The following is a 23113-nucleotide window of genomic DNA, read 5'->3' on the forward strand; positions in this document are numbered from 1 at the left end:
ATTATCTTGATTTGGTAAAATATTCATATTTTCTCTCCTTATTTTAATTGATTTAATCTTATTTTATCATATGTTATTCAAAGAATAAATTTTTTTAAATACGATTGTTTTTTCTCTGATTCCTTCCACTTTATATAGTGTAAAACGTTTTACAAAAATTATGAGGAGTGGTTGAACATGTCTGAAAAAATAATCGAACAAACAAAATCTCAGCACCCAGAAATTTTGGAAATTGTGGGTGTTGAAGAAAGCGAAAATTTGGTTTTTGGTTTAACAGAAAAAGATGAAGGAAAGAAATCTACTGTGGTTGCCTACAAGGTTAAAAATGGAAAAGCAGAGTTTTTAAATTCTGTCACTGCTTACTGGAAAGATGATTATGCTACCTTAAATATTACAGAATACGGTTCTACTAAAACTGTTAAAACGGATTTTCATAAATCATTATCTAATGAAGCTTCACCTCAGGCATCTGCTTGTGAAAATGCAATTAATATTCTTTGTGGTTTTGGTGGAGTTGCTGCTTGTCAAACTGCTTGTAGAGCTATACCAGTTATTGGTATTATTCTTGGCTTTACTATATGTCGTAATTTATGCGCTTCCATTGTTGGTGATGGATGTGATGCAGCTAAAAACCGTTTTTGCTAATAAATATAAACCAGAGTTGTACTGTTAGTACGACTCTGGTCCTTTCTCCTTATTGATGAAAAATAAATTACGGTAATAATTAAATATATTACTAATGAATATGTAAAATGTTCGAAACCATGAAAAACAAAGTAAAAGTCGCAAACATACACATATATTATTTCGCTATCTTTCGTGATGTATCGAACATCTTCAATCCAGTTGTGCTTGTCCACCTGGAGAAGTTTTAAAGTGAATCACCTCGTTGTTGGCGTTCCTTTGTTTACCTGAATCAAAATAATGTTGAAATTCCTTTTACTTTGTTATGTAGATCCTAAAAGTAGATGAAGTACAACTTAATGCGTGATTTCCCTTTAGGTACCGTCATAACACTCTTTTGTAGTAAAATACTTATTGGATTCCTTGGATTATAGTAATAATATGACTTCATAATAATCGTCTACTTTTCAATTTCTTTTCCTGGAGTTGTTTTTGTAACGTACAAGATATTTATCTATCTTCCTCCGATCCAGCCTATATCCCATGCTAATTTAATTTTGGCAGATTAAAAACAGTGTGAAGAACGGTTTATACCTCACACTGCTTTTATACATCATTTGTTTTTTGAATATAAATAGTCGTGGTTAGGAACTCTTTCATCTTCTCCTACTTTCTTATTGTTTGGACTGCACAAAGTCCCAAAATCCCGGGCTGTCCCTACATTCAAACATCTGAATTTTTTCAATGATTTTGATGGCTAATTCCTGTTCTAAATCCTCACGTTCCTGATATGCCGTGTTTGTGATACTGTTCTTTATTCTTGGGCTTAACTCCTTAATTATTTTCTCTACCTCCTCATTTTCCAATTGTTCCTTGCAACATTGAATTTTGCACTCGGAAGGCATTTCTTAACACCCCTTCTAATATTTTCTATCTAATCTAATTTTTATTTCCCTTCATTTCTGGAATTTAAACCCAAAATAGCTCGAAGTTTTTTCAGTGCTTGTCGGTGAATATTTGAGATGTTCTGCGGAGACTCTTCAAAAATCTCGGATATTTCTACATTAGATAGATTGTCTACGTAAAAAAGCTTCATCAGCGACTTTTGCTTTTCTGTTAATTCATCTATCGCTTGGTATAGAGGCATAGATGATATAAATTCTTTTAAATCTTGCCCATTACGTTTTACATATAGTTCTACAAAATCGGGATCTTCAGTCGCTAACAGACTCCCGATCGTCTCGTCCTCTCCCTCATCTCCTAGCGGTTTGTCAACTATTAAAGGGAAACGATCATTTAGTTTTCGTTGTTTCTTATCAAAATCAATGGAGTAGATGCGAATTAAATTAATTAAATACTTCATCATTCTTGCCTTTTGAAGGTGTTGCCCAAATACTTCATCGAGCTTATTGAAATTAAATTCTGTTGGATGTTCCATAGCATTTATAAGAAGCTCCACATTCTCGTCATCTTCTAAAAATGTCTTCATTATGGGCTGGTCTAAAGTTTTTTTGATTTGTTCAATAACTTCACTCAATATTTCATTATATGGGTCTTTTACTATTCTGCTAGAATCCTTATCAATTTTCATAAATTTCACCCCCTACTTATTAAAGTGAAATAAATCAGGTTTCTATCAATTATATCAACGTTTATCTGAAATTTTTGTCAAAATATCCTTGGAAAATGTAATTAACACAATTAGTTACATCTTTTCATTTAAGGCTACCAATTAAGTTGGATGGGCATAGATTAATGCCAATTGCTATTTAGAAAAATGGGGTCTCAAAAATTTAATAGGGTTAGTTGATAAGCAGCAGAATTAATTCACTTTACTATATAAGAAATCAAAGAAAGGAGGAAAAGATGAAAACACCTGAAACAATATATCGCTGCTTTACTGAAGCTCGTTGCTGTCAATTATTCTATGCAAGTTGTATTGAAGAAGCATATACAGAGGAAGAACGGGAATTTTTTCAGGATTTAGCTTTAGCATCAACGAAACAGGTTTATATGGTTCATGAGTTTGCGCATAGGTACTACGATATAAATTTGATGCCAAGTCATGTGCCCTAAGTGAAGGAATAAACTATAAAAATCCAAATAGGTGGTGAGCTGAAGTGGCCAAAGATAAAAAGAAGGTTAGTAATGAGGAAATTACTCCACAGTATGAGATCATATGCGATAACAGTGATAGGGAATGTTGTAATGCTAATCCAGATTGTAGTAAGGAAATCCAGGTTTTTCCTGACGGAACTATAATAGAAACTGGAGTTTGTTGTTACTACTAAAAAATTATAGAAAGTGGGAATGATGATGAGAGCAGAAATAGAAGAACTATCCATTTCAAGAACTGAAAAATTGCTTAATGAGGCCTTGGGCGAAAATGACACAAAACTTCTTGTAAAAGAACTAAATATAAATTTAGATCAAATCAAGGAAAAGGGATATACTTTACAGTTCATCTACGAAAATCAAGAAGATAAGATATTGGAGACTCTACTAATTTATCAAAATGATGAGAAAGTTATCGAAGCCACTAAAGATTATAATAACAATGCATTCAAAAAAATTGTGGCTCATTATGTTGACACTAATTTGGATAGTAAAAAGATTAAGCGTGCATCAGTTAAAAATAACCAAATCCATGTACTGAAAGAGCTACCATATGATCATAATTATTTTGATTTCTTTGCAGAGAATCAAAAAAGCAATATAGAAGCTCAACAAGATTGGTATGAAGGTTGTCTGACATTCAGTGACCCAGCAACTGGTCGACATTATTATCGCCATTGTGGTGCGGATTGTGGCGATGACGGGTCAACTGGAGGGGGGACGCCAATAAATAGTTTAGATAGCTGTTGTCGTTCTCATGATCGCTGTTATGGTAATTTTGGGTATAATGACTGTGAATGTGATCAAATTCTTGGGGATTGTGCAAATGGTACAACTGATCCCGGATGGTGGTATGTTGCTACTTGGGCTTATGAAAAAGATTGTGTATAATGATTAACAATTAGTGCCTTTATAAGTGGTAAATTTCTTTAAAGTTAAGAAATTTACCACTTTATTATACTAGATTTTTTCAATAAATCATGAAATAATTGCAACTACTAATATTATAGAAAACCCCAAAGGAGTGAAAAAATGGATAAGAAAATTGTATATATACTTATTTTCTTTCTTGTTTTGGGCTTAGTTGGTTATTTCGCATTTATGGAATTTATAAGAAATTTTCCATTTAATGGTTGACAAATACTTCTTTTAAGGTGTGTTTTAATATCTCTGATATCTCCTCATTAGTCAAAATAGTTGAACTGGTATTTACAGCCTTATTTTATATCGAGAAGGTAGACCTTTTGGAGGAGGTATAACATTATGTAAATAATTTTTGCCGTGCTCATGACCACTGTTAGGAGAATTATGGCAATTGGGAGTGTGAATACATAGTAATGACTGCTATCGCTTTAATCCTAGATATTATATTTTTCTTTTGATCAAATGATCAGGAATACAGTTATACCTCATTCTCAATTTTTATTGTAATGATTTTAGCATCCATGACAGGCATGATTTTTGGGATAATTGGTTTATTCAAAGATTCGGGAAAGCTATCTATATCGATTGGTATAGTAAGTATTGTTGTAGGTATAGGTTTTTTGTTACTTTTAGTACTTATCATACTGGTAGGTAGTAATTTTGAAACTTAAGAGTTATAAAATTAGTTGGCTGCCCTTTATAGAAAATGAAAACATCTATATGATTTCTTCCATTGTATACGCTTACTCCTTTCTGATGTGAGGTGTCCCTAACATGATGTCCAATTCACCAAATCTCATAAGCGCACTATTGAATTTGGATTGGCCTATATCTTCCTTATTCTCCCTCAGATTATTTTTCTGTTGATCGATGGTCGAAGCGAACTGTTCCTATTGTATGCGATATCATTCGTGGAGGAGCAGTACTTGTGGTTTCATTGCTCATCATCACGGATATGTTGGAACTATCACATATTTATATGTTAACGGTCTTAATGGGTTTTATTTCTACTTTTTATCGCCCGGCTGTTCGCGGAATTCTTCCTCAGATTGTTAGAAAAGATCAGCTCATCTCGGCTAATTCGCTGCGATCTATTTCACAACAATTAAGTGAGATGATTGGTCCTGTAGTTAGCGGCGCACTCGTTGCTGTTATTGGACTATACATTGCATATAATAATACGGTAACATTTTTATTATCTGCTTTATTTTTCGTATCTGTAAAATCAAAACATAAAATTAAGACGGATGAACCGAAATCAGCAAACGCCTGTTGGGCAGATTTCAAAGAAGGCTGGAATACGATTCGAGAGCAAGCATGGCTGGGAGCGAGTATTTTAATTGCATCCTTATCAAATATTGGAATTGCTTCTTTTGATGTTATTATTTTACCTGTTTATGCAGAGACCACGTATAGCGGGGTGGAAACATATGGCTGGTTTTTAGCTGCGATGGCGATAGGAGCACTATTATGTGCATCGATTATTGGACGTTTAGAACGGTTATCCCATCGTGGTATTCTTTATTATGCTTTTTTGGTATTATCTGATGTATGTGCCTTACTTTTATCATTACAACCTACTTTTCTTTTATCCTTTATTCTATTAGCGCAATTGGCATTAGTTTAACAGCTTTCATTATCATTCGGGATAGTGCTGTTCAGGGGTTAGTGGATTAACAGGTGGCTGGGACGCGTCACAAGCTTTCATATGTTTGGCGGCCTAATCCTCTTTCCGGTGCTTATAGTTTATTCAGCTATTTGATTGAAAATCTGAGAACTGTGACGTCATTGGCTTTAGCTGGGGGGAGTATTATCGCTGTTTCTCTGCTTGGGTTAGGTAATAAAAGGGTGCGGGAGTTGGATTAGAGAAACTATTTTCAGTTCTTTTTCCTGCCCTTCCATCATATATACTAATAAGGGGACAAGGAAAAGGGGTTGATTGGCTATGAGTTCTACAGTTGTTATTTCCATTATGATTGCATTAATTGTTTTACTATTGATTGTTGGTGCCCCAATTAAGCCGATGCGTCTCATCGGACAAGGCGCCGTGAAACTGGGTATTGGCATTTTGTTTTTATTTTTCTTAAATGTATTTGGTGGAGCTATTGGATTGCATATCCCTATTAATCTGTTTACCGTGATGGTCTCCGGATTCCTAGGGATATTTGGACTTGTCTCACTGACGGCGATTCATTTGTTTCTAATTTGAAGCAAGCTAAATCAAAATAAAAAAATAAAAGTTTCAAAGTTTCCTTGTATAAAATCCGTTAGATTGGGAGAGACTAATTTCTAACGGAGGTGGAAACATGATAAAACAAACGAATTTCTTGGAGCGCTGTGGTATTTGTGAGGAAGAAAAAGTGAAGGGGATTCATTTATACACCATGTTCATTTGCAGTGAATGTGAGTATAATATGATTCATACTGAACCTAGGGAAGAGAAGTATAACTACTATTTAAGAAAATTAAAAAATGTAAACAAACCGAAATTATATTCATAGATTGGAAAGTCTTTGCGCGTCAAAGGCTTTTTTTTATGGGAAGACTTCATCATTGACAGATCATGCTTTCGTAAAATTTGTTTGTTGATCTGCCGCAAAGAGAAATTAGTGCGAAACTTTGATATACTAAGATAAATGGAAGCTATAAGGAAGGGAATGATTCTGATCATCGTAGAGGTGATTGTACAAAATCAAACAGAAGCCATTCAAGCGGAAAAATTGGGCGCGGATCGGCTTGAATTGGTATCCGCTATTAGTGAGGGAGGTTTGACACCAAGTTATGGCACGATAAAACAAGTCCTTCCCAGTGTTTCTATACCTGTACAAGTTATGATTCGCCCACACAGCAAGCATTTTTCGTATGATAAAAATGATTTTGCTATGATGCAAGACGATATCAAGGCTGTCCTCGAGCTAGGTGGGACAGGGATTGTTTTTGGGGCGCTTAGTGAAGATGGCACAGTCGATGAATATAAGTTAAAAGAGGTGATTGCCCTTGCACCGGAAATGGATATGACGTTCCACCGGGCATTTGATGAAATTACGGATCAAAAAGCTGCCTACAGAACGCTGATGCGTTATTCTGATCATGTGAAACGCATATTGACTTCTGGCGGTGCACCAAATGCACAAGCTGGCATGAAGGCCCTTCATGAACTGGTAAAACTTGCGAGAAATACCGAGGGACCTGAGATATTACCGGGAGGGGGACTCTCATTGGATAACATAAAATCGGTTCATCAAATCGTCGGTGCCAAGCAATATCATTTTGGGAAGGCTGTACGAATGCATCATTCATTTGCCAATATGTTTGACCCGGAAAAAATGAATGCCATTAGCAAGATATTGATTTAGGTTAACCGAGCGCTTGTTAAAAAAGACGGGGCTGGGACAAAACAAACGTGTTTCATTAAAAAGACGAACATTATCAAACTTAGCGTAGGAAATATGTGGAGACTCCAGCGGGAGGGAAGGCATAGGTGAGACACCGAAGTGCGATAGCACAAGGGGGCTCACCAGCCGCCCGCGGAAAGCGAAGTATATTTCCGAAGCGATGTATGTTCGGAATTTATTTGTTAAAAACACTTTTGTCCCAGCCCCATGTCCCTATACGCCAATTCCTAAATAGTTGGCGAGTAAAATAATAATGATCATGATTGGTGCTACGAAGCGGAGTAGAATCAGCCATAGATTTCCAATCCACTGATTTTTAAAATCTGCGGTTTCAAACACTTCTCTACGGTTCCAGCCCCAACCGACAAAGAGAACAACAATTAAACCGCCAATCGGTAGGAGGTAGCTGTCCGTTAATATGTCGACAAAATCAAGAATCGTTTCACCAAAAATCAAAACATCACCGAGTGGGCCACCCTGGCTTAATGCCGATGGAACACCAACTAATGTAATAAGTGCTCCTACAATAAGCGCTGCTTTCTTCCGACTCATGTTAAATTGACGAATCGCAAAGGAAACACTGACTTCCGACAGGGATATTGCAGAAGATAGACCGGCGATAAAGACAAGGAAGAAAAATAGGATTGCGAAGAAGCTTCCTCCTCCAGCCATTTGATTAAATACTTCAGGTAACACCGCGAAGATCAAAGTTGGTCCTTGATCCGGTTCAATTCCACCGATTGTGAACATAGCAATAAAGATGATAACGCCTACAACAATTGCAAAGAGTGTATCAAGAAGAACAACACTCGCTGCGGTACCCGGCAGACGATTCCCTGTTTGATTCGACAAGTAACCGCCATAGGTGACCATAATGCCCATACCAAGAGATAAGGTAAAGAAGGCCTGCCCAATAGCTGCCAGGTATAAATTTGGGTCCGTCAGTGCACTCCAATCCGGAATAAACAAAAACGATAATCCTTCGGCAGCACCATCCAGAGATAAACTGTACCCCGCTAATATGATAAGAATCAGAGCGAGTAAAGGCATAAAGATTTTATTAGAAAGCTCGATCCCTTTCTTTACGCCAAAATATAGGATACTGACAATGATAGCCATGATGACGATTTGCCAAATGACCGGAAGGAAATCATGGCCGATAAACCCTTCGAAGAACTCCCCGATTCCCCCAGGTTCTACCTGTTGAACTGCGCCGGTTATGTAACCAAACATATAATATAAGACCCAACCGGTAATGACGGCATAAAAAGACACAATTAAAAATGAAGTAATAACACCAAGCCAGCCACCAATGACCCATGGTTTAGACTTTGCTGTTTTTTGAAACGATCCAACTGCATCAAGCTGTCCGCGTTTACCAATGGAGAATTCCGCAATCATTGTCGGTAAACCAATGATGAGCACGCAAATAAGATATACTAATAAAAACGATCCGCCGCCTAGTTCTCCTGTAATATAGGGAAAGCGCCAGATATTACCCAGTCCAACTGCTGAACCAACGGCTGCAAGCATAAATCCAAACCGTGTTGCCCATTGTTCTCTACCCTGCATAAAAAAAGACCTCCCTTTATAATATTTCTTAAAATTATAAATAATATTTTTAGTAATGTCAAAAGATAGATAAAATTTTATAAGGTATTTTTAACGCGGGTATAATGGACTAGCTTGCTTAAGTGTTCTAGGAAAATTGAAAGTATGGCATAAAACGATGTTGCGCCTTTTGCTTTGATAGATAGTGATGATATAATATGTATTTAAAGAAATACATACGTTTAAATAAAAGCATATATATTCTATAACGATGCTATTAATTTATCTTCTATAACTAGCATTAACCTCCATTCATTCACTGCTACATTCAAATAAAACTTAAAAATGGAGAGATACACAAATGAACCATCGCCACACCCCTCTATTTCAAACCTTAGCACATTTTCATAATTCTGGGCCTATCTCTTTCCATGTTCCCGGACATAAAAATGGCCTTTTATTTCCTGCCAATGCACGAGAATTTTTCGATTCCATTTTAAAGCTGGATATGACGGAACTTCCTGGCCTGGATGATCTACATGCCCCTACAGAGGCAATTGCCGAAGCGGAGAGCATGGCAGCGGATTTTTTCCAGGCTGATCATACATTCTTTCTTGTTGGTGGAAGTACTGCCGGCAATTTGGCGATGATTTTGGCGACATGTTCTGCTGGCGATAAGGTAATTGTGCAGCGAAACAGTCATAAATCGGTGATGAATGGGCTGGAGTTAAGTGGCGTGAGACCCGTATTTATAGCACCGGAATATGACCATGCAGTAGACCGTTATACCAATCCGAGTCTGAATACCTTAAGAAAAGCGCTTCACCAGCATCTGGATGCAAAAGCGGTGGTGCTCACTTATCCAGACTATTTCGGGAAAACATATGCCATAAAACAGATGATAGACGAAGTACATACATACGATATGCCTGTACTTATGGACGAGGCGCATGGGGTTCATTTTTCCCTCGGTAGCCCCTTCCCGCCTTCAGCGTTGAATCTAGGGGCAGATGTGGTCGTCCAATCCGCACACAAGATGGCACCTGCGATGACAATGGCTTCATTTTTACATATGAAATCCGAGCTCGTTTCAAAGGAGCGGATGGCGCGATTTCTGCAGATGATCCAGTCGAGTAGTCCTTCTTATCCATTACTGGCATCATTGGATATTGCACGCATGTTTCTGGCAACCATGGAAGCAGAGGATGTATATAACATTACGCATAGTGCTTCTACGGTAAGGGAGATCTTGCACGCACCTGACAACTGGGAAATACTCCCAACAGATGATCCACTAAAAATAACATTACACATGAAAAGCGGCATTGCTGCAAAAGATATAGCATATCTTTTTGAAAGACGAAACATCTATCCCGAGCTTGTTACCCATAATCAGATTTTATTTATCCATGGTCTTACCCCATTTGCAAACGTCTATCCATTAAAAAATGCGGTAAAAAGCGTGGGCGATCAATTAAAAAATCTGGATAATCATGCTACAATAGAGATAACAAAGCTTATCACGCAAGACATTCAGGAATTGGCTTTGTCTTATCAGGAAATGAATCAATCACCGTATAAACAGGTTTCTTTGCATGAGGGAATCGGACATATAGCAGCAGAGGCAGTAATCCCATATCCGCCGGGAATACCTGTTATTTTAAAAGGGGAACAAATTACGAGACCGCATATTAAAATAATTGAAAACCTGATTGAACGGGGGGTCAATATTCAACAAAAGGATTTAAGCATCAGGGTCTATACGTAAATGAGAAGGAGATAAGAGGCGTGAGTGGATATTTTATAACATTTGAAGGTGGTGAAGGTGCTGGTAAGACATCGGTCCTCCACTCTTTAAATCATAAATTACAGAACCTGGGATATGATGTGCTTGCAACACGTGAGCCAGGTGGTATCGAAATCGCAGAACAAATACGAAACATTGTGCTGGATACAACGGATACAAAGATAGAAGCACGAACGGAAGCCTTGCTATATGCGGCAGCTCGAAGGCAACATCTTGTTGAGAAGGTGTTGCCGGCACTAGGCCAGGGGAAAATTGTCTTATGTGATCGTTTTGTTGATAGTAGCCTCGCTTATCAGGGCTATGCGCGTGGTTTAGGAATGGATGAAGTCTTTGCCATCAATCAATTTGCCATCCAGGATGCGATGCCGGATGTAACATTATTTTTTGATATTGATCCAAAAAAGGGATTAGCACGCATCGAAGCGAATAAGAATAGAGAAAGAAATCGTTTGGACTTGGAAAACCTGCATTTTCATGAAAAGGTATATGAAGCCTATCATATCCTTCTGGAGCGATTTGCAGACCGTATGCAAATGATCAATGCTGAGAAAACAATGGAAGTTGTTGAAAAAGAGGCTACAGATCGTGTTCTTGCTTATCTACAACAATGAAAGTAAAGGAGGTGTTTCGCGTGAAGCTGATTATTGCAGTTATTCAAGATAAGGATTCCAACCGTCTGACCGATGCTTTAGGAGAAGAGAAATTCCAAATAACGAAGCTTGCAACAACGGGCGGATTTCTAAAGGAAGGTAACACAACGCTTATGATCGGGTGTAGTGATGACTATGTCGATGAAGCATTAGATGTTATTCGAGATAATTGCTCACACCGTGAACAAATGGTTGCACCAATTTCACCAATGGGCGGTAATGCGGATTCCTATATCCCAAGACCGGTTAAAGTAGAGGTTGGCGGAGCAACTGTATTCATTCTGCCAATTGAATCATTTTATCAATTTTAGAAATAAGTCAACGGTCGCTAAGGAAATAGACGCGAAACTTCTGGAGTTAACTAAGGAAATGATGAATGAGGAAAAAAGACGGTAGATGTCCTTGGTCTCATAGGCGAGACCAAGGGACTATTGATTAATATATACATGAGAAATGGAAGGTTACTTATGAAAACATGGTCTGAAGTTACTCAGGTACAGCCTCTGGCAGGCAAAATCATTACAAACAGTATAAGAAAAGGCCGTATTTCTCATGCGTATTTACTCCAAGGAGCACGTGGCACAGGGAAAGTAGATATTGCTTTACTGCTCGCAAAGGATTTATTTTGTGAGAATAAAACGGGAATTGAACCCTGCCACGAATGTCATGCATGTAAGCGTATTGCTTCCGGTAACCATCCCGATGTACATTGGTTGGAGCCGGACGGGCAGTCGATTAAAATAGAACAGATTAGAGACTTGCAGCATGAGTTTACGTATTCAGGCCTTGAATCCAATAAGAAGGTGTATGTGATCAAAGGTGCTGATACGTTAACAGATAATGCCGCAAACCGTATTCTGAAGTTTTTAGAAGAACCCAGTAGGCAGACCACGGCGATTATGTTGACGGAAAGTAGTCAATGGATTATCCCAACGATCAAATCCCGTTGTCAGGTAATCGACCTTAAGCCGCTGGATCCGGCCTCCTTCCAAGATCGTTTAATGGAAGAAGGAATGACGAGGGAAAATGCCGTTTTAATGAGTGCATTAACCAATAATTTGGATGATGCATTTGCCTGGGATGATAATGCATGGTTTGCCACAGCAAGAAAGTTAGTGGTACAATTAATAGGAGTCTATTTAAATAATCCTGAAGATGTATTTCTGTTTATTCATAAATCTTGGGTGAACCACTTCGTAGAAAGAAATGAACTAGAGCAAGGATTGGATTTATTACTTCTGGCATTTAAAGATATTCTTTATTATCATATTGGCAATGAAGATTCCATGGTTTTTTTTACGCCGCAAAACGAAACACTTGAAAACGCAGCAATGACTTTCCCACAGGAGAAATTGGTAACAGTTTTAAATGCGATTTTGCAGGCGAAACGAAACGTGAAGCAGAATGTTCATCCGACATTAGTGATTGAACAGCTTACACTTCATATACAGAGGTGATATATCGCAATGATTGATGTGATTGGCGTCCGTTTCAAAAAAGCGGGTAAAATATATTATTTTGATCCAGGTACAGAAGAGCTTTCCGCAGATGACTATGTTGTTGTGGAGACGGTTCGCGGTATCGAATTTGGAAAAGTTGTTATTAGCGACAGGCAAGTCGATGAGGAAGATGTTGTTCTTCCTTTAAAGAAAGTGATTCGCAAGGCGAATGAGAAAGATAAACATATGGTTGCGGAAAATCAGGAATACGCGGCTAAAGCCTTCCAAACCGGTTCAGAAAAAATTAAAGAACATAGTCTGGATATGAATCTAGTAGAAGCAGAATATACATTTGATCGTAATAAAATTATTTTCTATTTCACATCGGATGGAAGAGTGGACTTCCGTAACCTGGTAAAAGACCTAGCTGCCATGTTTAAAACACGCATCGAGCTTAGACAAATCGGAGTTCGTGATGAGGCGAAAATGCTTGGCGGGATTGGCCCATGTGGTAGGATGCTATGCTGTTCCACGTTCCTGGGAGATTTTGAGCCTGTATCTATTAAAATGGCAAAAGATCAAAACCTTTCCCTAAACCCGGCAAAAATCTCTGGGTTATGTGGTCGCTTGATGTGTTGCTTGAAATACGAAAATGATGAATATGAAACAGCGAAGCGCGAATTACCGGATATTGGGCAGGCTATTCAAACGCCGTTCGGTAATGGGAAAGTAGCGGGGTTAAACATTCTTGAACGGCTTGTACAAATCGATATCCCGGAAAAAGAACGCCAAGTTGAGTATACATTAGATGAGCTAATCGAGGAAGGCATTTTAGCTTAGGGTCACAGAATAACGGAGTGATGAGGCGTGAATAATAGACAAATATTTGACCAAGTATCGGATATGGAACAGCGAATTGGGGAATTATATGAGCAACTTGGTGATTTGAAGGGAAAATTAAGTAATTTATTGGAAGAAAATCATCGACTTGCTATGGAAAACCATAATTTGCGAAGACATTTGGATCATCCCGGGGAAGACGCCGAAGAGGGAGACTCTAGTGAACAGAGTTCGTCTAAGACAATTCCTGGCGAAGGTTATGATAATTTGGCCAGGTTGTATGAAGAAGGCTTTCATATCTGCAATCTGGAATTTGGTAGTCCAAGGCAAAATGCGGATTGCATATTCTGTCTTGATTTATTTAACAGAACCAAATAATATATATGACAGCTGTCCTCAAATTCAGGGCAGCTTTTCTACATAGATAGAAAGGATTAGACAATGGTACAGCTATATGATGATGAACGACTTGATTATGCATTGGCAGATGAAAGCATGAAGATCATTCAGAGTCCGACTGCCTTTTCCTTCTCGCTTGATGCCGTGTTGCTTGCCTATTTTGCTAAAGTTCCGATGAAACGTGGGAAGATTTTAGATCTGTGTACGGGCAACGGTATTATACCGCTGTTACTGACGAAACGGACCAACGCGCACATAACAGGTGTTGAAATTCAAGAACGAATATTTAGCATGGCGGAAAGAAATGTACGCATGAATGAGTTAACCGAGCAATTAACAATGATTCAAGGGAATTTAAAGGAGTTGCAGCCAGTCTTAGGACAAAGTAGTTTCGATGTGGTCACATGCAACCCACCCTATTTCCGTACCCCAAATGATACGGAGCTTAATCATAACTCGTATCTGACAGTTGCCAGACATGAAGTTTTTGCTACCTTGGAAGATGTCGTGAAAGCTTGTAAATTGCATGTTCGGCCTGGCGGAAAGGTTGCTATGGTGCACCGGCCGGGAAGGTTGGTTGATATTATTGCGCTTTTTCGGAAATATAAACTAGAGCCCAAACGCCTGCGATTTATTTACCCCAAGGAAGGTAAAGATGCTAATATGTTATTGGTAGAAGGCATTCGTGACGGAAAAGCAGATTTGAAAATATTATCTCCGCTAATCATTTACAAGGCGGATGGAACTTACACAGAAGAAGCGGAGGATATTATTTATGACAGATGAACATACGGTATATATACTTAAATGTAGCGATGGTTCGCTGTACACGGGGTATACGAATGATTTAGAAAGTCGATTGAACAAGCACACAGAAGGAAAAGGTGCCAAATATACGCGGGGGCGTGGTCCTTTTCAAGTTGTCTTTGTGGAGAAGTTTTCAAGCAAGGAAGAAGCGTTGCAAAGGGAATATCAGATCAAACAACTTTCTCGAAAAGAAAAATTCGAATTGATTCGGGACAAGCTGAAAGAAGTGATGCAGAGTGAACATACAGAAGAGCTTTGATCCAGAGGCCAAGGGAGTTGTTTATGTTGTTCCGACACCAATTGGGAATTTGGAGGATATTACATATCGTGCCCTAAAAATATTGGAAACTGTATCAATCATTGCTGCAGAGGATACAAGAAATACGAAAAACCTACTTCATCATTTTGACATCGCTACATCCTTGATTAGCTACCATGAGCATAATAAGCAAGCGCGTGAGGAGCAGTTATTGCAAGTAATCGAAAATGGGGAATCGATCGCTATTGTCAGTGATGCGGGCATGCCGGCTATCTCTGATCCGGGATATGAACTAGTGCAAGCTGCAATAAGCAGGGGGGAGGCTGTCGTTGTCTTGCCAGGGGCAAATGCGGCGCTATGTGCGTTAGTTGGATCCGGACTGCCACCTGAGGAGTTTTACTTTTACGGATTTTTGCCACGAAAAAAGAAAGATAAAGCAGACGTATTACAACGTTTGAAACCAATCTCGGCAACGCTGTTGTTTTATGAATCTCCTTATCGTCTGAAGGATACATTACATGTGATGTATGAGCAGCTGGGTAATCGTCAAGTTACGATCGCGCGTGAACTAACGAAACGGTTTGAAGAATATGTACGTGGATCCATGGAAGAACTTGTTTCCTGGATGGCAGAAAATGAATGGAAGGGAGAATGCTGTATCGTTGTTGAAGGCGAATCTTCAACGGAGCTACACGAGCATGATAATGCACTGTGGTGGAGCCATTTGTCGGTGATGGAGCACGTGAATTACTACATAGAAGAGCAACACTTGTCCAGTAAAGAAGCAATAAAGCAAACTTCGGTAGATAGGAAAATGCCCAAGCGAGACGTTTATCGGATCTTCCATGTTGGGACATAGGGACAGGTTCCTTGTCCCAGTTATCCATTTAAATTAAACATGAGATCTCCTGTTAAGATGCTTCTTTTCATATACAGTGACCATACCACTGCTATAATTATTAAGTCGCTATTGTTAGTATTTCTTCAGCAATATCGTCTATAGATTTTCCTTTCGGATAAATAATATGTTTTGCTAAAATACGTATACATCGCCTTATAGCCATCGGTTTGGTATATTTCATCTTGCTAAACTAATTTCCCTATAATAATCAATCCAAAAAACATCCGTCGGCCGCTGAGGCCCTCCCCTATCTTATCGGCAATTGCCTTTCCCACTGCACTTTTACCAACACAAATAGGTTCAATCAATATAATTGCATCGATCATTAACAGTCCCCGCATGACAGATTTATTATCCGGTAAGAGTACCTTATTATCCATTATGATGATGTTCCCACTGCGCGTCGACAAACAAGAGGGACAAGGTTCCTGTCCCCTTGTCCCTCATTTATCCAACCGTTCTCGAATCTCTTCAATTAATTCTTCTGCTCCTTCAGGGCTGAGTACAAGTTTTCCATTTGCAAATGATAGGTTTTCGTCAGATGTTTCCCCGGTAATTTGGCATGTCATACTTGGTTTGTATTTTTTTAACACAATATCATCATTATCGACATAAATCTCCATTGCGTCTTTCTCATGAATGTCAAGTGTGCGACGTAATTCAATTGGTATAACGACACGCCCAAGTTCATCGACCTTTCGTACAATTCCAGTAGATTTCATGCTTTTTCTCCCCTTTGAAGGTTGGAAAATGCTGCAGTAAGAATACTACACGCATTTGTTCCTATTAAATGGTAATTGTTAAAAAAATCCTCATATTTCGACATTGTCAATAGTTTACCAATAATTCCTTTTTGTGTCAATTCATTTTATAGGGAATTTTGCTCAGGATTTGGCAAATAGTGATTTAATCGCTACAATGGAAATAGTTTTAAATATAAATTGGTAGCTGAGTTTAGGAGGTAAGAAGAATGGCCGAAAATGAGAAAACGTTCTACATAACAACACCGATTTATTATCCGAGCGGAAATTTGCATATTGGACATGCTTATTCAACCGTCGCAGGTGATGTGATTGCGAGATATAAACGTATGCGTGGCTATGATGTCATGTATTTGACTGGAACCGATGAACATGGCCAGAAAATTCAACGAAAAGCTGAAGAAAACGACATGAAACCTCAAGCGTATGTAGACGGGATTGTTCGTGGTATTCAGGATCTGTGGAAAAAACTTAAAATATCCAATGATGATTTTATACGAACAACCGAGGAACGCCATAAAAAGGTGGTTCAAAAGATCTTTGATCAGCTCGTGAAACAAGGCGACATTTATCTTGATGAATACGAAGGTTGGTATTGTACATCAGATGAAGCCTTTTTCACAGAGCGTCAGTTAGATAATGGGCATTGTCCTGATTGTGGCAAACCTGTTGAAAAGGTTAAGGAGGAATCCTATTTCTTTCGAATGAGTAAATATGTGGACAGGCTTGTTCAGTTTTATGATGAGAATCCTGAATTTATTCAACCGGAAAGCCGTAAGAATGAAATGCTGAATAACTTTATTAAGCCAGGTCTGGAGGACTTGGCGGTGTCACGGACTACCTTTGACTGGGGGATTAAGGTACCCGGCGATCCGAAGCATGTTATTTACGTGTGGATTGATGCGCTCAGTAATTATATTACAGCCCTTGGATATGGCACTGATAATCCGGAGAAATTTGAAAAATACTGGCCGGCAGATGTGCATTTAATGAGTAAGGAAATTGTTCGTTTCCATACCATTTATTGGCCAATCATGCTCATGGCACTTGATCTGCCATTACCGAAAAAGGTATTCGCCCATGGCTGGATTCTAATGAAAGACGGAAAAATGTCCAAATCAAAAGGGAATGTTGTTGACCCGGTTAAACTCATAGATCGGTACGGGCTGGATGCACTGCGGTATTACTTACTCCGAGAAGTCCCATTTGGATCTGATGGTGTGTTTACCCCGGAAGGATTCGTCGAGCGTACCAATTATGACTTGGCAAATGACCTTGGGAATTTGTTAAATCGGACGGTGGCCATGATTGAAAAATATTTCGACGGTCAAATCCCTGCATATCATCCGTCTGAAACAGTAGTGGATAAGGAACTGGAACAATTCTCCAAAGAAACAATTGCAAAAGTGGAAGATGCACTGGAAAACATGCAGTTCTCTGTGGCGCTATCATCACTCTGGCAGTTCATCAGTCGTACAAATAAATACATTGATGAAACAGAGCCGTGGGTTCTAGCAAAGGATGAACGTCAACAGGAGCGTCTTGGAAATGTGATGGCCCATCTTGCGGAATCGCTTCGAAAAGTGTCCATTATGCTTCAGCCATTTTTAACAGAATCGCCAGCGGAGATATTCAGGCAATTGAATGTCACCGATGAATCACTCAAAGAATGGGATAGTGTATATGCAGATGGGCAAATGAAAGCAGGAACCCGTGTCCAAAAAGGAGATCCCATCTTCCCGCGACTGGATGTGGAAAAGGAAGTTGAAACCATTAAAGCAATGATGCAAAACACGTCAGAGGAATCGGCTCAGAAAGAAGTCCCTGAGCAAAAAGAGCAAATTGCTATTGATGATTTCATGAAATTGGATTTGCGTGTAGCGGAAGTCCTGCAAGCTGAAAAAATGAAAAAAGCCGACAAGTTACTACAATTACAGCTTGATATCGGAACCGAGAAGCGTCAAGTCATCTCTGGCATCGCAGAATATTACACACCTGAAGCGTTAGTTGGAAAGAAAGTAATTTGTGTAACCAATTTAAAACCGGTGAAATTACGGGGCAAACTGTCTGAAGGAATGGTTCTCAGTGGTGAAGATGCATCCGGCAATCTCGCACTAGCCTCTGTGGAACAATCGCTTGCCAACGGCTCTATTGTGAAATAGTATTTTAGTAAACCTGTTTTCGAAAAGATTGGGATTATACCAAAGGTTCGTCCCGCCGAAGTCATTTGTTGCTTTTGATAAAAGCTATACGTGGCGACGTGAAAGTAACAAATTTACGCAAGGAATCTCAAAGAAAAGGCCACCTTAAAGGACGGCCTTTTCCACTTATAAGGAAGTGATGAAATGCTTTTTGATACACATGTCCATTTAAATGCGAGGCAGTTTTTTGAAGATCGTGATGCAGTGATTCAGCGAGCATTTGACGCAGGTGTCAGCTATATGGTTGTCGTTGGTTTTGACAGGGAAACGATTCCCTTAGCCATTGAAATCGCAGAGCAAAATGAGACGATTTATGCAGCTGTCGGCTGGCATCCGGTTGATGCGGTGGATATGACGGCTGAAGATCTAGATTGGGTCGAGGAATTAGCCGCACATCCGAAAGTAGTGGCGATCGGTGAAATGGGATTGGATTATCATTGGGATAAATCGCCGAAAGCTATACAAAAGGAAGTGTTCCGTAAGCAAATCCGCCTTGCTAAAAAAGTGAACATGCCGATTACGATTCATAACCGCGAAGCAACCTCGGATATCATCGAAATCCTGCAACAAGAGGATGCGAAGGAAGTAGGTGGAATCATGCATTGCTACAACGATGCTGTCGATTACGTGCAGGCATGTCTGGATATGAATTTCTATATTTCACTTGGAGGTCCGGTAACGTTTAAAAACGCGACGATGCCTAAGGAAGTCGCTGCCAGTGTCCCATTGGATCGATTACTCGTGGAAACGGACGCACCATTCCTTGCACCACATCCAAATCGAGGTAAGCGAAACGAACCTGCGTATGTGAAACTGGTAGCAGAAAAAATTGCAGAATTAAGAGAAATGGCGTTCGAGGAGATCAGTGAAATCACGACAGAAAATGCATTTACCCTGTTTGGAATTAAACGATCTTGAACGTTGATCTTTATGTAAAAAAGTGAAATAAACTGGAGATGGATCTCCAATAGTCCATCTCCAGTTTATTTTTAAAAAAGAGACAACCACCATAGCCAAAAAACCTGTATCAATGGCAAGCTGAATCGTGGTATTGGGACGGGGACCTGTCCCCGAACTAAATGTAGGATAAATGCTCTTGCCATGCTATGATGGTAGGAGCATTATTTTGATGAGGAAAGAGGAAAAACATTGAAAATCAAAGAAGTGATTGTTGTTGAAGGAAAAGATGATACAGTAAAAATTCAGCAATCCGTTGATGCAGACACCATTGAAACGAATGGATCCGCGGTTAATCAAGAGATTCTGAGACAAATAAGACATGCAAAACAGAAAAGAGGTATTATCATTTTCACCGATCCGGATTACCCCGGCGAGCGAATCCGTCATATTATTGATCAGGCAGTGCCTGGATGTAAGCATGCTTTTTTAACACCGGACACTGCGAGGGCGAAGCGTTCGGGTAATAAAAGTCTCGGCATTGAACATGCATCGAAGGAATCTATTCAGCAAGCATTAGAAGATGTATACGAACTGGGTGATGTGGGTGTGAGTGACATTAAAAAGGAAGACCTGGTGAAACACGGGCTGATCGGTGGGCCTAAAGCAAGCAGGTATCGAAATAGACTTGGTGAACACTTACAAATCGGACATACTAACGGTAAACAGTTGTTAAAACGGTTAACCGTATTTCAAATCTCAAAGGCGCAATTTGAGCATGCAGTAAGACAGCTGCAACAGGAGGAAAATGACGATGCATAAAAAGCATATAGCCACGCCAACCCGAACGAAAGAGATTTTAAACCAGTATACATTTGCATTCAAAAAAAGCTTGGGACAAAACTTTTTGGTGGATGCGAATATTCTTGAAAATATGATTAAACATGCGGGGATTGACAAAGCAACTGGCGTCATTGAGGTAGGTCCTGGAATTGGAGCGTTAACCGAGCAACTGGCAATTTACGCGGATAAAGTTGTGGCATTTGAAATCGATCAGCGCTTGTTGGCTATTTTACAAAAGACACTTCAAGACTATGACAATGTTCAAATCATGCATCAGGATATCTTGGAAGCGAATGTAGGGGAAGTGATTCGTAGTTATTTTGAGCCGGACCAGCCTGTTCATATTGTCGCTAATCTCCCTTATTATATCACAACCCCCATTCTGATGAAATTACTGAGGGCTCAATTACCGATATTGACGCTTACGGTGATGATTCAAAAGGAAGTTGCTGAACGAATGGCTGCAAAACCGAATACGAAAAGCTATGGGTCCTTAACCGTTGCTATGCAGTATTATACCTATGCTGAAGTGATGATGACTGTGCCTAAAAGCGTATTCATGCCACAACCAAATGTGGACTCCAGTGTTCTTAGATTGACTATTCGGGATGAGCCACCTGTTCATGTTCAGAATGAAACATATTTTTTTAATCTCGTCCAAGCTTGTTTCGGTCAACGACGGAAAACATTGCGCAATAATTTAATACGTTCTTTTAAAGAAACCTATGATAAAGAAACGATTAATGAGCTGCTTGAGATAGCCAATATAGATGGTTCCAGACGCGGAGAATCTTTGGATATAGAAGAATTCGCCGCTTTGGCGAATGTGTTTTATGATGCTGGGGGTGTTAGGTGAATGCATATGGAAGTTCATGGTGAGCTTTTAACTCGTTTACCCTCCCTCTACATTCCCGCTTCAGCTACTTTTAGAGTTTTACGGTCATGTAGCCACCTTCCATATGACCGTATGATCTTCCGTAGATAGCGGTAACCATGAGCTTATGATGACCGTATAGCCATTTTTTCGCAGATGGCGGTCATCAAATCCTTCATCGTACGTTTTCCATCCCTGCAGCCCAGACGACCTCCATTCTGAATAGAATACCTAATTCTACAAATACTAACACTGGGTTTCCACGTATCCTACATATACATTATAGCCAAAGGAAATTCAGAAAGGGTATAAACATGAAAAAGGTAACTGTGGTTTTTTGGGTAACAATGGCAATGATAGTAGCCCTATCTATTGTGGGCTCCCTGATCCCTGATGCTTTTGAAGACATTTCAAGTACTATTATGGATTTTGTATCTGTTCACTTTGGTTGGTATTATTTATTAATTGTGTCGTTATTCCTCGTGTTTTGTTTATATTTGGTTTTCAGTCAATACGGGAAGATTAAGCTTGGAAAACAGGATGACAAACCGGAATTCAGTTATCCCTCATGGTTTGCGATGCTATTTAGTGCAGGTATGGGTATTGGTCTTGTCTTTTTCGGTGTAGCCTCGCCTGTCTCCCATTATATAAAAACACCACCTACCGCAGATCCAGGTACAAGCAAGGCCTTAGAGGATGCGTTGCGCGTTACATTTTTTCACTATGGCATACATGCATGGGCAATCTATGCGGTTATTGGTTTAGTGCTCGCCTATTTTATATTCCGTCAGGGGAAACGCGGTTTAATAAGCGCTACACTGGAACCTATTTTTGGAGATAAAATGGAAGGCATCTGGGGTAAGGTGATTGATGTCATTGCTGTGTTTGCGACTGTTGTTGGTGTAGCTACTACCCTTGGTTTTGGGGCTACACAGATCAATGGAGGCCTGACGTACCTGCTAGATATTGATAATGCGTTCTGGGTGCAGTTAGTTATTATTTTAATCGTAACTGTTTTATTCATGATTTCCTCTTATGTTGGTCTTAGTAAAGGAATGAAATACTTAAGTAATGCCAATATGGGTCTAGCCGGGATCTTATTCCTGGGAACGCTAATTCTGGGGCCAACACTGTACATCCTGAATTCACTTACAGATGCAGTCGGGTCGTATATTCAACAATTACCTGCTGAAAGTCTTCGTCTATCACCGAATGATCCGGATGAGCAGCAATGGGTTTTGGACTGGACGGTCTTTTTCTGGGCATGGTGGATTGCCTGGGCACCATTTGTCGGTATCTTCATTGCGCGTGTATCCAAAGGGCGTACAATTCGGGAATTTGTATTAGGCGTCCTTATTGTGCCTTCTGTCATCAGTTTCCTATGGTTTGCAATATTCGGGATATCCGGCATTCAAGCACAAAAAGATGGCTCAGATATTGCAGCACTTCCGGATGAGCAGGCATTATTTGGCACGTTTGATCAATTGCCGCTGGGCATGGTTCTATCCATTGTTGCCCTTTTGCTAATCGCAACCTTTTTTATAACATCAGCGGACTCCGCCACTTTTGTTCTGGGCATGCAAACGACAAATGGTTCCCTTTCTCCACCGCAAATAGTTAAGTTCACGTGGGGCATTGCTCAATCGGCGATTGCAGCTGTACTTCTTTATACTGGTGGACTGCAAGCACTTGAAAACGCATTAATATCAGCAGCACTTCCATTCTCACTTATCATGTTGCTTATGATTTTTTCGTTTTATAAAGCATTGGTGAAAGATAAGAAGCAAGAAAAACAAAGAAAACATTTCTAATGAAATAAAAGCACG

General features: G+C 39.5%; 25 protein-coding genes and 1 pseudogene. 21 read left to right on the forward strand and 5 right to left on the reverse strand.

Going from position 1 to position 23113, the window contains the following annotated elements:
* The first annotated feature begins 177 nt into the window (after positions 1 to 177).
* Entirely contained in the window at positions 178 to 645 is a 468-nt protein-coding gene (locus KFZ56_RS00325; protein ID WP_222639290.1) for a hypothetical protein, read from the forward strand.
* A gap of 653 nt (positions 646 to 1298) precedes the next feature.
* On the opposite strand, the gene KFZ56_RS00330 is transcribed toward KFZ56_RS00325, so the two are convergent.
* Both KFZ56_RS00330 and KFZ56_RS00335 read right to left on the reverse strand, forming a co-directional pair.
* Complete coding sequence (locus KFZ56_RS00330; RefSeq protein WP_222639291.1) at positions 1299 to 1529, reverse strand: helix-turn-helix domain-containing protein; 231 nt, start codon at positions 1527 to 1529, stop codon at positions 1299 to 1301.
* A gap of 41 nt (positions 1530 to 1570) precedes the next feature.
* Positions 1571 to 2215, reverse strand: a complete 645-nt coding sequence (locus KFZ56_RS00335; RefSeq protein WP_222639293.1) for a sigma-70 family RNA polymerase sigma factor — start codon at positions 2213 to 2215, stop codon at positions 1571 to 1573.
* A 275-nt stretch (positions 2216 to 2490) separates the two neighbouring features.
* Here KFZ56_RS00335 and KFZ56_RS00340 point away from each other — a divergent pair, with 275 nt between their 5' ends.
* The 6 genes from KFZ56_RS00340 to KFZ56_RS00365 all read left to right on the forward strand — a co-directional run bounded on the left by KFZ56_RS00340 (position 2491) and on the right by KFZ56_RS00365 (position 7019).
* Complete coding sequence (locus tag KFZ56_RS00340; protein WP_222639295.1) at positions 2491 to 2700, forward strand: hypothetical protein; 210 nt, start codon at positions 2491 to 2493, stop codon at positions 2698 to 2700.
* Positions 2701 to 2940: 240 nt separating this feature from the next.
* The gene (locus KFZ56_RS00345; protein ID WP_222639297.1) at positions 2941 to 3630 is read left to right on the forward strand and encodes a phospholipase A2 family protein; all 690 of its coding nucleotides are present in this window, start codon (positions 2941 to 2943) and stop codon (positions 3628 to 3630) included.
* Positions 3631 to 4483: 853 nt separating this feature from the next.
* Positions 4484 to 5290 (forward strand): MFS transporter, encoded by an 807-nt coding sequence (locus KFZ56_RS00350; protein WP_309228333.1) that lies wholly within the window; start codon positions 4484 to 4486, stop codon positions 5288 to 5290.
* Positions 5291 to 5608: 318 nt separating this feature from the next.
* Positions 5609 to 5872: a pro-sigmaK processing inhibitor BofA family protein gene (locus KFZ56_RS00355; RefSeq protein ID WP_222639299.1), complete on the forward strand. Its 264-nt coding sequence runs from the start codon at positions 5609 to 5611 to the stop codon at positions 5870 to 5872.
* Between the two features lie 97 nt (positions 5873 to 5969).
* The gene (locus KFZ56_RS00360; RefSeq protein ID WP_222639301.1) at positions 5970 to 6164 is read left to right on the forward strand and encodes a sigma factor G inhibitor Gin; all 195 of its coding nucleotides are present in this window, start codon (positions 5970 to 5972) and stop codon (positions 6162 to 6164) included.
* A 156-nt stretch (positions 6165 to 6320) separates the two neighbouring features.
* Positions 6321 to 7019 carry a copper homeostasis protein CutC gene (locus KFZ56_RS00365; RefSeq protein WP_255584739.1) on the forward strand — a complete coding sequence of 233 codons (699 nt, stop codon included), beginning with the start codon at positions 6321 to 6323 and terminating at the stop codon, positions 7017 to 7019.
* A gap of 252 nt (positions 7020 to 7271) precedes the next feature.
* Here KFZ56_RS00365 and KFZ56_RS00370 read toward each other — a convergent pair whose 3' ends face one another.
* Complete coding sequence (locus tag KFZ56_RS00370; RefSeq protein WP_222639303.1) at positions 7272 to 8630, reverse strand: sodium-dependent transporter; 1359 nt, start codon at positions 8628 to 8630, stop codon at positions 7272 to 7274.
* Positions 8631 to 8970: 340 nt separating this feature from the next.
* Here KFZ56_RS00370 and KFZ56_RS00375 point away from each other — a divergent pair, with 340 nt between their 5' ends.
* The 9 genes and pseudogenes from KFZ56_RS00375 (at position 8971) to rsmI (ending at position 15669) form a co-directional block, all read left to right on the forward strand.
* Entirely contained in the window at positions 8971 to 10377 is a 1407-nt protein-coding gene (locus KFZ56_RS00375) for an aminotransferase class I/II-fold pyridoxal phosphate-dependent enzyme (protein ID WP_222639305.1), read from the forward strand.
* 20 nt (positions 10378 to 10397) lie between these two features.
* Positions 10398 to 11079, forward strand: a pseudogene (gene tmk, locus KFZ56_RS00380) (dTMP kinase).
* The gene (gene darA / locus KFZ56_RS00385; protein ID WP_222639309.1) at positions 11048 to 11377 is read left to right on the forward strand and encodes a cyclic di-AMP receptor DarA; all 330 of its coding nucleotides are present in this window, start codon (positions 11048 to 11050) and stop codon (positions 11375 to 11377) included. The pseudogene tmk and the gene darA overlap by 32 nt, the downstream one beginning before the upstream one ends.
* Before the next feature lie 156 nt (positions 11378 to 11533).
* Positions 11534 to 12523 carry a DNA polymerase III subunit delta' gene (gene holB / locus KFZ56_RS00390; protein WP_222639311.1) on the forward strand — a complete coding sequence of 330 codons (990 nt, stop codon included), beginning with the start codon at positions 11534 to 11536 and terminating at the stop codon, positions 12521 to 12523.
* 9 nt (positions 12524 to 12532) lie between these two features.
* On the forward strand, positions 12533 to 13345 hold the full coding sequence (locus KFZ56_RS00395) for a PSP1 domain-containing protein (RefSeq protein WP_222639313.1): 813 nt from the start codon (positions 12533 to 12535) through the stop codon (positions 13343 to 13345).
* A 27-nt stretch (positions 13346 to 13372) separates the two neighbouring features.
* Positions 13373 to 13723 (forward strand): DNA replication initiation control protein YabA, encoded by a 351-nt coding sequence (gene yabA / locus KFZ56_RS00400; RefSeq protein WP_222639315.1) that lies wholly within the window; start codon positions 13373 to 13375, stop codon positions 13721 to 13723.
* Positions 13724 to 13786: 63 nt separating this feature from the next.
* Complete coding sequence (locus tag KFZ56_RS00405; RefSeq protein WP_222639317.1) at positions 13787 to 14530, forward strand: tRNA1(Val) (adenine(37)-N6)-methyltransferase; 744 nt, start codon at positions 13787 to 13789, stop codon at positions 14528 to 14530.
* Positions 14520 to 14810, forward strand: coding sequence for a GIY-YIG nuclease family protein (locus tag KFZ56_RS00410; protein WP_222639319.1), 291 nt, complete (start codon positions 14520 to 14522; stop codon positions 14808 to 14810). The genes KFZ56_RS00405 and KFZ56_RS00410 overlap by 11 nt, the downstream gene beginning before the upstream one ends.
* Positions 14788 to 15669, forward strand: a complete 882-nt coding sequence (gene rsmI / locus KFZ56_RS00415) for a 16S rRNA (cytidine(1402)-2'-O)-methyltransferase (RefSeq protein WP_222639321.1) — start codon at positions 14788 to 14790, stop codon at positions 15667 to 15669. The genes KFZ56_RS00410 and rsmI overlap by 23 nt, the downstream gene beginning before the upstream one ends.
* Before the next feature lie 227 nt (positions 15670 to 15896).
* On the opposite strand, the gene KFZ56_RS00420 is transcribed toward rsmI, so the two are convergent.
* On the reverse strand, positions 15897 to 16091 hold the full coding sequence (locus KFZ56_RS00420; RefSeq protein WP_222639323.1) for a hypothetical protein: 195 nt from the start codon (positions 16089 to 16091) through the stop codon (positions 15897 to 15899).
* A gap of 63 nt (positions 16092 to 16154) precedes the next feature.
* Positions 16155 to 16433, reverse strand: coding sequence for a transition state genes transcriptional regulator AbrB (abrB, locus tag KFZ56_RS00425; protein ID WP_222639325.1), 279 nt, complete (start codon positions 16431 to 16433; stop codon positions 16155 to 16157).
* Positions 16434 to 16681: 248 nt separating this feature from the next.
* Here abrB and metG point away from each other — a divergent pair, with 248 nt between their 5' ends.
* The 5 genes from metG to KFZ56_RS00450 all read left to right on the forward strand — a co-directional run bounded on the left by metG (position 16682) and on the right by KFZ56_RS00450 (position 23098).
* Positions 16682 to 18634: a methionine--tRNA ligase gene (gene metG, locus KFZ56_RS00430; protein ID WP_222639327.1), complete on the forward strand. Its 1953-nt coding sequence runs from the start codon at positions 16682 to 16684 to the stop codon at positions 18632 to 18634.
* A gap of 183 nt (positions 18635 to 18817) precedes the next feature.
* Positions 18818 to 19591, forward strand: a complete 774-nt coding sequence (locus tag KFZ56_RS00435) for a TatD family hydrolase (protein ID WP_222639329.1) — start codon at positions 18818 to 18820, stop codon at positions 19589 to 19591.
* A 231-nt stretch (positions 19592 to 19822) separates the two neighbouring features.
* Entirely contained in the window at positions 19823 to 20392 is a 570-nt protein-coding gene (rnmV, locus tag KFZ56_RS00440; protein ID WP_222639330.1) for a ribonuclease M5, read from the forward strand.
* Positions 20385 to 21269, forward strand: coding sequence for a 16S rRNA (adenine(1518)-N(6)/adenine(1519)-N(6))-dimethyltransferase RsmA (rsmA, locus tag KFZ56_RS00445; protein ID WP_222639332.1), 885 nt, complete (start codon positions 20385 to 20387; stop codon positions 21267 to 21269). Before rnmV ends, rsmA begins: the two co-directional genes overlap by 8 nt.
* A gap of 332 nt (positions 21270 to 21601) precedes the next feature.
* Entirely contained in the window at positions 21602 to 23098 is a 1497-nt protein-coding gene (locus tag KFZ56_RS00450; RefSeq protein ID WP_222639334.1) for a glycine betaine uptake BCCT transporter, read from the forward strand.
* The last annotated feature ends 15 nt before the right edge of the window (positions 23099 to 23113 follow it).

Source organism: Virgibacillus sp. NKC19-3 (assembly GCF_019837165.1).
Taxonomy (GTDB): Bacteria; Bacillota; Bacilli; order Bacillales; family Amphibacillaceae; genus Virgibacillus_L; species Virgibacillus_L saliphilus.